Source organism: Streptomyces sp. P9-2B-2, from assembly GCF_030406865.1.
GTDB classification, from domain to species: domain Bacteria; phylum Actinomycetota; class Actinomycetes; order Streptomycetales; family Streptomycetaceae; genus Streptomyces; species Streptomyces platensis.
On record NZ_CP129126.1, the window covers coordinates 278,540 to 291,389 of the forward strand.

General features: G+C 68.9%; 12 protein-coding genes and 1 pseudogene. 7 read left to right on the plus strand and 6 right to left on the minus strand.

Annotation, left to right across the window (positions count from 1 at the left end):
* Positions 1-46: 46 nt before the first annotated feature.
* Positions 47-715 carry a hypothetical protein gene (locus tag QT196_RS01310; protein WP_266735558.1) on the plus strand — a complete coding sequence of 223 codons (669 nt, stop codon included), beginning with the start codon at positions 47-49 and terminating at the stop codon, positions 713-715.
* Between the two features lie 166 nt (positions 716-881).
* On the opposite strand, the pseudogene QT196_RS01315 reads toward QT196_RS01310, so the two are convergent.
* The 3 genes and pseudogenes from QT196_RS01315 to QT196_RS01325 all read right to left on the minus strand — a co-directional run.
* A pseudogene (locus QT196_RS01315) lies at positions 882-1,847 on the minus strand (MFS transporter); the annotation flags it as partial.
* 188 nt (positions 1,848-2,035) lie between these two features.
* On the minus strand, positions 2,036-2,722 hold the full coding sequence (locus QT196_RS01320) for a class F sortase (protein ID WP_168476543.1): 687 nt from the start codon (positions 2,720-2,722) through the stop codon (positions 2,036-2,038).
* A 124-nt stretch (positions 2,723-2,846) separates the two neighbouring features.
* On the minus strand, positions 2,847-3,215 hold the full coding sequence (locus QT196_RS01325) for a hypothetical protein (RefSeq protein ID WP_266735555.1): 369 nt from the start codon (positions 3,213-3,215) through the stop codon (positions 2,847-2,849).
* A 30-nt stretch (positions 3,216-3,245) separates the two neighbouring features.
* On the opposite strand from QT196_RS01325, the gene QT196_RS01330 reads away from it, so the two are divergent.
* On the plus strand, positions 3,246-3,701 hold the full coding sequence (locus tag QT196_RS01330) for a hypothetical protein (protein ID WP_290354147.1): 456 nt from the start codon (positions 3,246-3,248) through the stop codon (positions 3,699-3,701).
* 878 nt (positions 3,702-4,579) lie between these two features.
* Here the strand turns inward: QT196_RS01330 and QT196_RS01335 are convergent.
* Positions 4,580-5,305, minus strand: a complete 726-nt coding sequence (locus QT196_RS01335; RefSeq protein WP_168476546.1) for a Mut7-C RNAse domain-containing protein — start codon at positions 5,303-5,305, stop codon at positions 4,580-4,582.
* Positions 5,306-5,602: 297 nt separating this feature from the next.
* On the opposite strand from QT196_RS01335, the gene QT196_RS01340 reads away from it, so the two are divergent.
* Both QT196_RS01340 and QT196_RS01345 read left to right on the plus strand, forming a co-directional pair.
* Positions 5,603-6,277 (plus strand): ATP-binding protein, encoded by a 675-nt coding sequence (locus tag QT196_RS01340; RefSeq protein ID WP_266735550.1) that lies wholly within the window; start codon positions 5,603-5,605, stop codon positions 6,275-6,277.
* A 261-nt stretch (positions 6,278-6,538) separates the two neighbouring features.
* On the plus strand, positions 6,539-7,732 hold the full coding sequence (locus QT196_RS01345) for a cytochrome P450 (RefSeq protein ID WP_266735548.1): 1,194 nt from the start codon (positions 6,539-6,541) through the stop codon (positions 7,730-7,732).
* A gap of 98 nt (positions 7,733-7,830) precedes the next feature.
* On the opposite strand, the gene QT196_RS01350 is transcribed toward QT196_RS01345, so the two are convergent.
* Positions 7,831-8,592 carry a chitinase gene (locus QT196_RS01350; RefSeq protein WP_266735546.1) on the minus strand — a complete coding sequence of 254 codons (762 nt, stop codon included), beginning with the start codon at positions 8,590-8,592 and terminating at the stop codon, positions 7,831-7,833.
* A 647-nt stretch (positions 8,593-9,239) separates the two neighbouring features.
* Here QT196_RS01350 and QT196_RS01355 point away from each other — a divergent pair.
* Positions 9,240-9,953, plus strand: a complete 714-nt coding sequence (locus QT196_RS01355) for an aspartate/glutamate racemase family protein (RefSeq protein WP_290354148.1) — start codon at positions 9,240-9,242, stop codon at positions 9,951-9,953.
* Between the two features lie 113 nt (positions 9,954-10,066).
* Positions 10,067-10,399 carry a hypothetical protein gene (locus tag QT196_RS01360; RefSeq protein WP_290354149.1) on the plus strand — a complete coding sequence of 111 codons (333 nt, stop codon included), beginning with the start codon at positions 10,067-10,069 and terminating at the stop codon, positions 10,397-10,399.
* 256 nt (positions 10,400-10,655) lie between these two features.
* Here the strand turns inward: QT196_RS01360 and QT196_RS01365 are convergent, their stop codons facing one another.
* Positions 10,656-10,886: a DUF6296 family protein gene (locus QT196_RS01365; RefSeq protein ID WP_168476555.1), complete on the minus strand. Its 231-nt coding sequence runs from the start codon at positions 10,884-10,886 to the stop codon at positions 10,656-10,658.
* A 370-nt stretch (positions 10,887-11,256) separates the two neighbouring features.
* On the opposite strand from QT196_RS01365, the gene QT196_RS01370 reads away from it, so the two are divergent.
* The gene (locus tag QT196_RS01370; protein WP_168476557.1) at positions 11,257-12,570 is read left to right on the plus strand and encodes a serine hydrolase domain-containing protein; all 1,314 of its coding nucleotides are present in this window, start codon (positions 11,257-11,259) and stop codon (positions 12,568-12,570) included.
* Positions 12,571-12,850 lie beyond the last annotated feature (280 nt).

Genomic DNA, 12,850 nt, shown 5'->3' on the forward strand with positions numbered 1-12,850 from the left:
GGTCCCGGCTCCGCCCACACTCGCTCGTACGCGGTACGGTCCCCCCATGTCCCGGTCAACCTCCCGAAGCACCGAAGCCGCGCCCCCGCCGTCCGCCGTCACCGCGGACGATCTGGACCGTGCCGTGCAGCTCGCCGTGTCCGTATTGCGCCAGGCGGCGCCGACGGCCTGGGACTCCAGGGCCGGTTCGCTGGAGTGGGACTGCTGGGAGACCGTCGAGCACCTCAGCGACGATCTCTTCGCCTACGCCGTCCAACTGGGGCCCCGTAGGCCGCCGTTGGAGGGCAGTGTGCCCTTCGTGTGGGAGAGCCGGCGAGTCGGCGGTCCCGCGAACGCCGTGCATGCCGACCGCGCGGCGGGGCCCGCGGGGCTGCTACAGGTGCTGGAGGCGAGCGGCGCGCTGCTGGTGGCCATGGTGCGTACGACGCCGCCGAAGGTGCGGGCGCACCATGTGTTCGGGGTGTCGGACCCGGAGGGCTTCGCCGCGATGGGCGCCGTGGAAACCCTGGTGCACACACACGACCTGACGGAGGGCCTCGGGCTCGCCTGGAACCCGCCCGCCGACTTGTGCGCCCGGGTGCTCGCCCGGCTGTTTCCGGACGTCCCGGAGGCCGACGATCCCTGGCGCGCCCTCCTGTGGGCCACCGGGCGCGCCGAGCTGCAGGGTCAGCCTCGGCGCACCACGTGGCGGTGGGACGCGAGGGTGCGGGGATAGGTCCCGCGCGATTGCGCCGCCCGGGTGAGCCGGGCGGACACCGGCATCGGTCAGCCGGGGCGAGCGCGGGCATCGCGGCCGGGCGAGTCGGAGCGGGCACCGGCAGCGATGAGCCGGAGTGGGCACGGACGCCACGGCCCGGGCGAGCCGGAGCGGGCGTCCCGTGGAGCGCCCTTCGGCCGCCCTCAGTGCCGCGCCCAAGGGTGCCGCAGCCGGATCCAGATGTCCCGGGCCCGGCGGCCCGCTTCAGTGCGGCTCTTGGCCACCAGTTCCTGGGCCTCCTCCTCGCTCTCGACCATCGGGCCGGAGCCGCGTAGTTGGTGACGTTGTAGAGCAGTACCAGGCCCATACAGATCAGCACCGCCTCCCAGTGCCGGGTGAAGATCTCCTTGAGCCGGCCCTGACCGGACTGCCGGGCCTCCTCCACCGGGTCCGCACCGCCCGCGGCACGGGCTTCCTCCGCGTCGCGGTGCGCCTGTTCGGCCTCGCGCTGGAAGGCCGGGGTCTCCTCCAGCCGTAGTCGCATGTACAGACCGATCAGCCCCAACGGGCCGGCGACGAGGAACGGCAGCCGCCAGCCCCAGTCCACCAGGCCGTCGGCCCCGAGCGCGGTAGTGAGCAGGGTGACCAGGCCGGAACCGAGCGCGTAGCCGACGAAGGTGCCGAAGTCGAGCCAGCTGCCGAGGAATCCGCGCCGGGTGTCCGGTGCGTATTCGGCGATGTAGGTGGTCGCTCCCGCGTATTCCCCGCCGGTGGAGAACCCCTGTACCAGACGGCAGATCAGCAGCAGAATCGGTGCGGCGAAGCCGATGGTGTTGTAAGTGGGCAGGAAGCCGACCGCGAAGGTACTGACCGCCATCATGATCATGGTGGCGGCGAGCACCCGTTTACGGCCGATACGGTCGCCGAGCGGGCCGAATACCAAGCCGCCCAGTGGCCGGACGAGAAATGCCGCGGCAAACGTGGCGAAGGTCGAGACGACCTGGACACCAGGGGAACTCGACGGAAAGAACACCTTGCCCAAGGTGCCGGCCAGGTAGGCGTAGACCCCGAAGTCGAACCACTCCATGGTGTTGCCCAGGGCGGCCGCCGACACGGCCTTGTGCACTGCGGGTCGGTCGGTGACCGTCACATCCTCGGTGCTCAGCGGCCGTTACCGGCGGCGCAGCAGAATGCGGAGCATACGGTCGGTGGCGGCGGTACCGCCGCGGGCCGGCTTCGGGCCCCGCCCATGACAAAGCCCAGGCCGGTCGGTGGAACGGCGGCCTGGGCTTGCCCTGAGATGCCGGTGCGGGCCTCAGCGATGCGCAGCGAACCCACTCAGGCGTTTCTGAACGACGCGAGGTGGGCGAACACCACCACATTGTCGACGTAGTCCTTGACCTTCCGGTCGTACGCTCCACCGCAGGTGATCACGCGAAGCTGCGCGGTGGGGGCGTCGGAGTAGACCCGCTCGTTGGGGAATCGCGCCTTGTTGAAGGTCTCGACGGAATCGACCTTGAAGCTGGCGATGATGCCGTCTTCACGGGTGATGTTGATCGTGGCGCCGGGCTTGAGCGCTTCGAGTTGCAGGAAAACCGCCGGTCCGGTCTTGGTGTCCACGTGACCGGCGATGATCGCCGATCCGCGCTCGCCCGGCGCGGCACCGTCCTTGTACCAGCCGACGAGATTCTTGTCGCCCGCGGGCGGCGCGTTGAGCTGCCCGGTCGGGCCGATGGTCAGCTGGGTGAAGGGCGCGTCGACGGCGATCTGCGGAATCGACACCCGCTTCGGTGCGGAACGGGGCAGGGCCAGGTCGGGGACCGCCGGTGAGGCGGAGCTGTGCGGGGCCACGGCGGAGTGGGACTGCGGCTTGGGGTCCGCCGAGGTGTCCACGGAGTTATAGACGAGGAGTGAGCCCAGCAGAAACGCTCCCGCAGACCACAGCAGACCGCGGCCGATGGGGCGCGACGCGGAGGCGGTCCGGGAGGGATTCGAATTCGGCTGAGGCGACTGCGGGCCGGTCATATCAGGGTGCCTTTCGTGAACGAGGCGGTGGGGCGTGAGGGGGGCATCGGTACGCAATCGCCGCGGCCACCGTCCACGTGGAACGGTGGCCGCGACAGCGCTTCGGTCTCCGTACGGTGCCTGATCAGGCAGCCGCGGTACCCGAGGCATTGCGACGACGCAGCATGTACGCACCGGCGCCGAGACCGCCGAGCATCAGCACGGAACCCGCGGCCATCCCGCCGCCGGTCGCCAGGCCGCCACCGCCGGTGTGGATGCCGCCGTGCGGCCTGCGGTGGTCGCCGTAGCCACCGTTGTCACGGTCGCCGTAGCCACCGCGGCCGTGGTCACGGTCGCCACCGCGGCCGTGGTCACGGTCACCGCCGCGGCCGTGGTCACGGTCACCGCCGCGGCCGTGGTCACGGTCACCGCGGCCGTGGTCGTCGCCGTAGCCGCCGCCCTGGTCCCAGTCACCGAGCACGGCCTTGGCCATGGCACCGCCACCGGTGTGCATGCCACCGCTCGGCCTGTGGTTGTCACGGCAGTGGTCACGTCCGTTGCCACGTCCGTCGCGGCCGTCGCGGCCGTCGCGGCCGTCGCGGCCGTCGCGGCCGTTGCCCCGGCCATCGCGGCCATCGCGGCCATCGCGGCCGTTGCCCCGGCCGTCACGGCCGTCACGGCCGTCACGGCCGTCACGGCCGTCACCTCGGCCGTCACGGCCGTCACCTCGGCCGTCGCGGCCACCGCGGCCGTCACGGCCATCGCCACGGCCATCGCGGCCACCGCGGCCATCACGGCCATCGCGGCCGTCACGGCAGTTGTCCCGCCGGCGGTCACGGTCACGGTCGCGGTCCCGACCGTGGTCACGGTCACGGTCGCGGTCGCCGTTCGTGACCTGGTTGTGGTTGCTGGAGGAAGCGCTGTCCGACGCAATGTCCTCCGTGATCATGGCGTTCGCAGCCGGAGCAGAGATAGCAAGCACCGCCGTGATGGCGGCTGAAGCGAACAGGGTGCGAGCAGTGCGCATGGGGACATGTTCCTTTCGGCGCGACTGCGAAGGCTGACTCTTTGTCGGCTCATCGGATCGCAGTGGCGACGTGATCACCGTCAGCCGGATTGCGGCCGCGCACCACCGGAGAACGTCGCATTCGAGGTACGCCGTGGGCTCTTCGGGTGGCGGAAGGCAGCGGATTCACCCATTGGACGGCGCGCGTCGTCGGCGTGTCGCGTAACGAGTGGGCTAGAGGGCTCCGACGGGCCCTCCGAGGCGCCTCATTCCTCGCGCAACGAGCACCGCGAAGGGCACCCTTCCGGCGACACGCCGACGGTTCCTGACGGTCTGAACAGCTCCGCTGGGTGGGGCGACGCAGCGGGGAGTCCACGTCCGCTGGAGGGACGGGCGGGGGCAGCTGGCAGCCGACTCGACGGGCGTGTGGCGGAGGGGCGCACCAGGAGTACCTTTTGGGCGACCTACGGGGTGCCGTGGGACCGACAGCGACTTCGCCAACTCGCCTTTTGTGGGCGCCAATTCGAGGACCTGACAAGCAGGTCGTTAGCGGGGCACCGGCGAAGGGCTCTGGTGGTGAAGCGCCGCCGCGGAATCAGCTCGGATCTGACCCTCCTGGTGCCGCAGCTCCCTGCTTTCAGGGCGAGTTGGGAAGCAGCCCTGCGGCACTTGGTCGCCGGTCCACTCCGCCTCGCGGAATGCGGCCAGACCGGCATGGGGAGCGGCGCCCGGCATCCGCAATGACCAGCCCTGCCCACACCTCTGAGCAGAAGCGCCTCACCCGGATTGCGGAATTCGTACGCCCAACAGGATCAGCCGGCAGGCCGTCCGATGTTTCATGTGAAACATCGCAAAGCGTCCCGCCCCGCCCCTCAGGTGGCGCTTTCCCGGAGTGCCTGTTCGACGATCGCCTCCAGCCGGGAGTGGTGCGCCCCTCGCCAGTAGACCCGGCCGCAGGCCGTGCACTGTGCGAAGACGTCGTAGGTGCGCTGTGTGCCGTGCTCAAGGTGCTCACGGACGGAGTCCTTGTCGGCATCCATGAGTGGGCCGTTGCAAGCGGTGCAGCGTGTCCACGGCGCGAGGGTGGGGGCGAAGCGCCCCAGCACATCCCGGAGTTGCTCATCGGGCCGGTCGCTGTAGATGAACGCGCCCGCCCAGATCTCCCGCCGTCGCAGCAGCCCGCGGTCCCGGGAGAGGAGTACCCGTTGTTCCTTCGCCGAGAGCGTGGCCAGCGCCGCGTCGCCGGGGTCCTCATTCGTGTACGCCGCGTCCACGCCGAGCAGCCGCAGCCTGCGCGCCAGGGTGCCGAGGTGTACGTCGAGCAGGAACCTCAGCGACGCGCCGGGGAGCCGCTGCGGGCGCTCGATGGCACGCACCTCGATGCGCTCGCCCTCCTGCGGGACATGCGAGACGGGGACCTCGGCACCGTCCACGACAAGCCGGCCGACCTCGGTGAGCGGGACGCCGAGCGACTCGACGACATGGCCGAGCGTCGAGGAGCCATCGGTTGCCACGAGTGAACCGGCGGTGCTGTGCGCTGAAGCGACGAAAAGGTGCAGTGCAGGGTCGAAGCTGAAGTGGATCTCGGGTCCGTTCACGCCGGACAGCATGCCACCGGCCGAGCCACGCCAGCCAGCGGATTCCTGCCGGTCAGAGGCACGTGGTGAGCCGCCCGACACGTGGCCGCACCCCGGCTCGACCCCGGCGGTGGCGCGTCTGGCTACATACGGACCGTAGCGGTCGGCGTCCCGGATTGTTCACGATGGAGCAGGCCCCGCTCCCACGCCGCCCCTAGCCTCACTGCCACCACATCACCACCATCAGCAATGAGGGGCGATACCGGTGAACTGGCACATCCACGACTACCGCGAGAACGATCTCGCGATGCGCTGCTGGTGGAACTGGAGCGGCGCCTGGTCGCGGCCCGGGTGAGCCGGATCGCCTACGTGCTTCCCGAGGAGGACCTGCTCGGGGAGGGCCTGCTCAACGCGGGCTGTACGCGGCAGCCCGCGGTGGCCTACTTCGAGAAGGTCGAGCCGCACCACGGCCCCGCGGCCAGCCTCCTGGAGGACCTCGGGGGATGCTTCCTGCCCGCTGATCTGTGGGCCAAGGTCGCCGGCATGGAGGCGGAGAAGGACCTCATCGAGCGACGGGTCGTGCTGCCGCTGGCGGAGCCGGAGCGGGCCGCCCGGCACAGAGTACGGCCGCCGCGGGCCATCGCCCTGCTCGGCCCGCCGGGGACCGGGAAGACCACGTTCGCCAAGGGGATCGCCGCCCGGTCGGCGATCTGGTCCCGGTACACGGACGGCCGTCCCGAGGTGGATGTGGGAGCGCTGGTGGCGGCCAGCGAGTTGTTCACCCCGGCCGATATCGAGCACGCCGCCCGGATGGCCGCCCAGACGTCTTTCGAGCGGGACCTGGAGGCGATCGGCGGCGGCGCGGGCGCGCACGGGCGGCTCGGGGCGAGCACCGACGACTATCTCGCCGCCATCGACCGGTGCCGGCCGACCGTCACCCCCGCCATGGTCGACGAATTCAGCGCGGACATCACCGCCCACGCCCGCTGCTGACGGCCGGCGCGCCCCTCCCGACACACCGGCCGTCGGCACCGACCGGCCCCGCAGCCGCGCACCCACCGCGGGCCGAGCCGGGCTCGTCCCGCAGAGCCGCGGTCGGACGACAGAACTACAGCCGGAGCACTGCAACGGGAGGACATGGGCCGCTACGACTCCTCCGTGGGGCCGATGTTGACTCCGGGTTCGCGTACGTACGGTCTGACCGGTGCCGGAACTCGTGCACCATCGGGGATCATCAAGAGGGGCGGACCACACATGGCGGAGATTGTCGATCTGGGGGCGTACGGCAAGGACTTCACCAGGGATCCTTACCCGTACTACGCCAAGCTGCGTGCCCAGGGACCCATACACCGGGTGCGCCTCCCCTACGGCAACGACGCGTGGCTGGTCGTAGGGCACCAAGCGGTCAGGGCCGCACTCAGCGACCCCCGCCTCAACAAGGACTGGCGGGTCGCCATGCCGCAGGGCGACGCGGGTGAGGTATCGGCCCTGTTCACGAACATGCTGGACGCGGACCCGCCTCAGCACACCCGGCTGCGGAAGCTGGTGGCCAAGGAATTCACCTCCCGCCGCGTCGAGGCACTACGGCCACGGGTACAGCAGATCACCGACGAGCTGCTGGACACGATGCTCGCCAACCCGGAGAGCCGTGCCGACCTGGTGGAGGCCCTCGCCTTCCCACTGCCCATGACCGTCATCTGCGAGCTGCTCGGCGTCCCCGCCATGGACCGGGAGGCCTTCCGTTCCTGGTCGAACGAGATCGTCGCGCCGACCAGCGACGAGGCAGCCCAAGCGGCGGTTGTCGCGATGACCGGCTACCTCGTCGACCTCATCGAAACCAAGCGCAACGCTCCCGGCGACGGCCTGCTCAGTGCCCTGATCCGCACCAGCGACGAGGACGGCGACCAGCTCTCCCGTGACGAGCTGGTGGGCACCGCCTTCCTGCTGCTGGTCGCGGGCCATGAAACGACCGTCAGCCTCCTGGCCAACGGCGTACGCGCCCTGCTCCAGCATCCGGATCAACTGACCGCCCTGCGAGCCGACTTCTCCCTCCTCGACAACGCCGTGGAGGAGATGCTGCGCTACGACGGCCCGGTGGAGACCGCCACATGGCGCTTCACCGGCGAGCCGGTCGAGATCGGCGGCACCCTGCTCCCCGCCGGCGAGACCGTAGCGATCGCCCTGGCTTCCGCCTCCCGGGACCCGGAAATCTTCGCCGTCGCCGACGACTTCGACATCACCCGCGACGCCCGCGGACACACCGCCTTCGGCCACGGCATCCACTTCTGCCTCGGCGCCCCACTGGCCCGACTGGAGGCCCGCATCGCCCTCCGCTCCCTCTTGGAACGCTGCCCCGACCTCGCCATGGACGCCGATTTCGACGACCTCACCTGGCGCGTCGGAATGCTCCGCGGCCCGGCGCAACTGCCGGTGCGCTGGAAGAGCTAGAGCCTGACCGGCTTCCTTCTTGGCGCCTGCGGCAACGCCCCCCGGCGCTTGGCCGCATCGAGCTGCGGCCGGCCGCTGCGGGCCGGCCGCGCACCGCCTCAGCAGCTCAAATTGTCCCCGGGTACGGTTCCCAGGATCTGCACAAAGCTCGTGTAGTTGTTGATCCGGCTCTGCACCTGGCCGGGGTTGCCGCCGTTGCACTCAAGGGAGCCATTAATACTGCGGATCGTCTCACCGAAACCGGCGCCGCCGACCATCGCCTGGTGCGGGGTCATGGTGCCCGGTCCGGTCTGGGTGTTCCAGTACCAGAGGGCGGTCTTCCAGGCGACGGCGGCATCCTGCTCCACGAGGTAGGGGTTGTTCAGCAGGTCGATGCCGAGCGCGTCGCCCGCCGCCTTGTAGTTGAAGTTCCAGCTGAGCTGAATCGGCCCACGGCCGTAGTAGGCCGCCTGCCCTGCGGGGCACCCATACGGCTGGGTGGCGTCGCAGTAGTGGGGATAGTTCGCGGTGTTCTGCTCGACCACGTGGACCAGGCCACCGGTCTCGTGACTGACGTTCGCGAGGAAGGCCGCCGCCTCCTGACGCTTCACGGTGTCACTTCCGGTGTTCGCGAATTCCGGATAGGCACTGAGGGCCGCGGTCAGCCCGCTGTAGGTGTAGAAGGCATTCCGGTTCGGGAACATCTGGTTGAACTGCGCCTCGCTGACGACGAACCCCTCGGCTCGGACATCGGCACCGGCCGGGGCCGCGGCACAGTGGGAACAGCCCGTCGTGGCAGCCGCCGGCGTCGTCGGCACGACGAGTGCTACGCCCACGACTACGGTCGCGGCGCTCAGCAGCGCGGCAATACGTGACCTCATTGCGTGACTCCTTCTGGCGGCCGACCTCCGGGCATGGAGGGGCCACCATGTGGGGGGATCGCCCTATCGGGAACGCCGTTGCAGCAGCCGTCCATACAAATCAACTGGCTTACTGGACACAGACGTTGGAGCACGGGTGGAGCAGGCAGCGCAGGCCACCAACAAGCGGCGGCACGGCGACGGCGACAACTACGGCGACTACAACTACGGAGAGCGCTGCGGTCTAGACCAACCTCAGGTTATGGGCGTCACGTTGAACATGTCCATACCAATGCAGCCATCCATTGACGCGCCGCTGCTGAGAGCCGGGCGCGGCCCCGTCCCGCAGCCCCGGGCATTGTCAGACCCCCGCGAGAGACTGGGACGTCAACGGTGACCTCCCTGGACGGCGCCTGCGACAACATTTCGCAACAGGCGATGGCGGTTGCCCACCCTCTTCGGAGCAGTGGAGGACGATCCACTTCAGGCCGTCCTGGACGCGTTCTATGCGGCGGCCGTAACTGTCGGCGGCGACCACCCGACTCTCTTCGAAGAGACGCGAAGGGGATTCCCTTCGATAGCGGAGGCGGCGGAGTAACGCCGGACGGCACAGCGCAAGGGCCAGGGGTGGTGACACAACGCCCCTCCCTCTGTGCAAAAGTGGCCCGATGAAGACAATCGGGCTGCTCGGAGGCATGAGCTGGGAGTCCACGGCGGAGTACTACCGGCTGCTGAACGAGCTGACGCGCGAGCGTCTGGGCGGCCTGCACTCCGCGCGGTGCGTGCTCTACTCCGTGGATTTCGCAGAGATCGAACGGCTACAGGTCGAGGGGCGCTGGGAGGAGGCGGGCGAGGTTCTCGCCCACGCCGCCAGGGCGCTGGAGTCGGCCGGCGCGGACATGTTGCTGATCTGCACCAACACCATGCACAAGGTCGCCGGCCAAGTGGCCGCCGCCGTCACAGTCCCGCTGCTGCATCTCGCCGACACCACAGCCGACGCCGTCCGTGCGCAAGGTCTGCGACGTATCGGACTGCTGGGCACCGCGTTCACCATGGAGCAGGACTTCTACCGGGGCCGACTGGAAAGTCACGGCCTGGATGTGCTCGTTCCGGATGCCGCCGGGCGCAGCACCGTCCATCGGGTGATCTACGAAGAGTTGTGCCTCGGGATCGTCCAGGAGGAATCCCGGCAGGCATTCATGGCCGTAATCAGGGACCTCGTTGCCGCCGGAGCCGAGGGCATTGTGCTGGGCTGCACCGAGATCGAGCTGCTCATCGGGCCGGAGCACAGCCCGGTCCCGGTCTTTCCGACCACACGGCTGCATGCCGAAGCAGCCGTCACCCTCGCCCTCGCCGACGCCCGTAGCAGCACAGCCGGGTAGTCCAGCGATCTCCTGAAACGGGGGGTTGGAGAAAGCGCCATCACCAACTCCCCGTTTTCCACAGATCCTTGTGTCGTACCGAGGTTTGAACTGACGGCAGGTACCCTGACGTGGTGGCGCGTACCGAGTTAGAACGACTGGCCAGGATCCGGATGCAGGTCACCGGTGAGACGCTCGAACGCGCCATGGCCGTGCTCGAAGGCCATAGCACCGCCACCACATCGCAATCCGAACCCGACGCCAAGCCTGACGCCGTCGGAAACAGCTATCTCGACAACGGTACGGCCGAGATCGGCAAGGTCGAGGACGGCGGGGTCGAGGAGGGGCAGGCCGACGAATCCGGTTCGGCCCTCGCTACCAACGATAGCGACGCGGACACCGGGAATGCGTCAAAGCCCGACGCCCGGCGAACGCCTCAGAAGCGCGGCCATCTACGCGGCCTCTGATATCCGCACTCCTCTCGGCGAAGAAAAGTTCATCTGAAGCCCCGATGGCTGCCGGGCATAGCGGCCACCCGCCCCGCAGCCCGCACTCCACACGCGCCGCAACAGATGAAGCGCAGAGGGTTACCGAGGGCGAGATCCAGATGCCGACGCCGACGCAAGGCGTCTCGAATGCCGCGGCCTCAACACAACGCGAGCGCACCTTCACAATGCGTGTGCAGGCGTACGCAGGCCCCACTGCCAGATGGGCTCCTGAAGCTCACGGGGTGAGGGGGCGTGCCAGCAGCGGCGTGCGGAGCATCTGGTGCCCCCCGCTGGCCAGCATCCGGACCTCGCCCCGGTCGCTGATCTCTGCGCGTACGATCCCCGACTCGTCCTCGTAGACCGGATACCCGCCCGCTCCCGAACGCTCGGTGCGGTGGACGATCACTACGTCGTCCTCCACTGCGGGAGCTTGAAATACCAGCTCATAGCATTCCGGGTAATCCATCAGGGCCTCCCGATATAACTGGGCAGATACTTCCGGCCGCGCTCCCCGCCGCCGCTCTCAGCGCGCCGCTGCACCTCGGCCATTCCATCGTCACCCACTCCCGCCCTCAGCGCCTGAGGAGGACACCGAGGCGCGACTCCGGGACCGGAAGCGCCCTTGCCGCCAAGGCATTGCCGAGGCATCCGGGGGGGGCAGCCATCGTGCCGTCCGCCCCTCGACACGAAGCGCACAACTCGGTAAACCTGACATTTGTCATGCGGGCTTGTGATCAAGGTCGTTCCAAGGGTTGACGTCTGGCCGCCGTCCCACCGCGAGAATCGGGAGCGCGAAGGTCGAATGCTGACTCAGACGTTGAACTCCCGGAGAATCCATGCCTGTTACCACCCGTCGCCGGCGCCTGCGGCTGGCCGGCACTGCCACCGCCGCCTTACTCACGCTGACGATTCCCACCACCGCCTCCGCCGCCACGCCGCCGATCACGGACTCAAGCAACACCACCGCCGCCGCCGGGACCGCTAGCCGATCCGGCATCGACCGGGCAGCGCTGAATGCAACGCTCAAGGCCTTCCATGACGCAGGGATGTACGGCGCTTACTCTGCGGTGCGAGATGGCGCCGCGGAATGGCAGGGCGCATCGGGAGTCGCCGACGTCGATACCGGGCGCCCCACCACTCCACAGATGCGACACCGGATCGGCAGCATCACCAAGACCTTCACCGCGGTCGGCGTCCTCCAGGAAGTCAGCAAGGGACACATCGAGCTGGACGCTCCGATGGGCCGCTATCTGCCCGGCCTCGTTCCCGGGGAACGCGGGCAGGCCATCACTGTCCGGATGCTGCTGAACCACACCAGCGGCATCGGCGACTATGCCGGGGCGATCTTCCCCACTGCGGACAGCATCGAAGGCAACCGCTTCCGCCAGTTCGATGCCCGGACATTGGCCCGGCTGGGGCTGAAGGCAGAGCCATTGGGCAAACCGGGCCAGGCTCATCACTACTCCAACACCAATTTCGTGCTCGCGGGCCTCCTGTTAGAGAAGGTCACCGGCAAGTCGCCGGAGGCGTACATCACCGAGCACGTCATCCGGAAGGCCGGGCTGCGGCACACTTACTTTCCGCAATCGGCCTACCTCACCGGGCCGCACGCCAAGATGTACGAGGCCGCGTATGGCGGGTTCAACCCACCGCGGGACTTCAGCGTCTACAACGCGTCCTGGGCCGGAACGGCAGGATCGCTCGTCTCGACCATGGCCGATCTGAACCGCTTCTACCGTGCGCTGCTGGGTGGCGAACTGCTCGCCCCCGCCCAGCTGCGGCAGATGAAGACCACGGTGCCCATTGAAGGCAGCCCGTTCCGCTACGGCCTGGGCTTGTTCACCAGGCAGCTGCCCTGCGGAGAGTTCTGGGGACACAACGGCCTGGTGCTGGGGTCCATGACCTGGTCCATGTCCAGTGCGGACGGCAAACGACAAATGTCCCTCGGCTTCAATTTGACGCGCTATCAGAAGCTCGATGGAAACGGCGTCCCCCAGTCCGGCCCGATAGACGCCGCCATGAACGAGCACGTCGCGCAGGCGCTGTGCGGGACGAGCGCCAGCCGACCCCCGGGCCTGACCAACACGAACCCCTTCCACTCACTCCTGGTCGCTCCGCAGGAGCCTTCCCTCCCGATACCTCACCAGTGAGCCCGCTCGGCCACTCGGATGAGTGCTTCGCTCCCGTGCGCTGTCACGGGAGCGAAGCGGGTCCGAGGAGCGCCAGCAGCTCGGATAATTACGGAAACCACGGTACGGGGCACCACTGACAACGCGGGGCGGATGAGCGCGACGGTGTGCTCACGGGCCGGCTCCGGAGTGCCGTTGCCCGGGAGTGCGACGAGGGGATAGCGGCTATCCGCGAGGGCATTCCTTGCGGTAAGGCCGGGGGTGCCGGCCCTCCACCCCGCTGCCGTTGGGGGACGCCGTA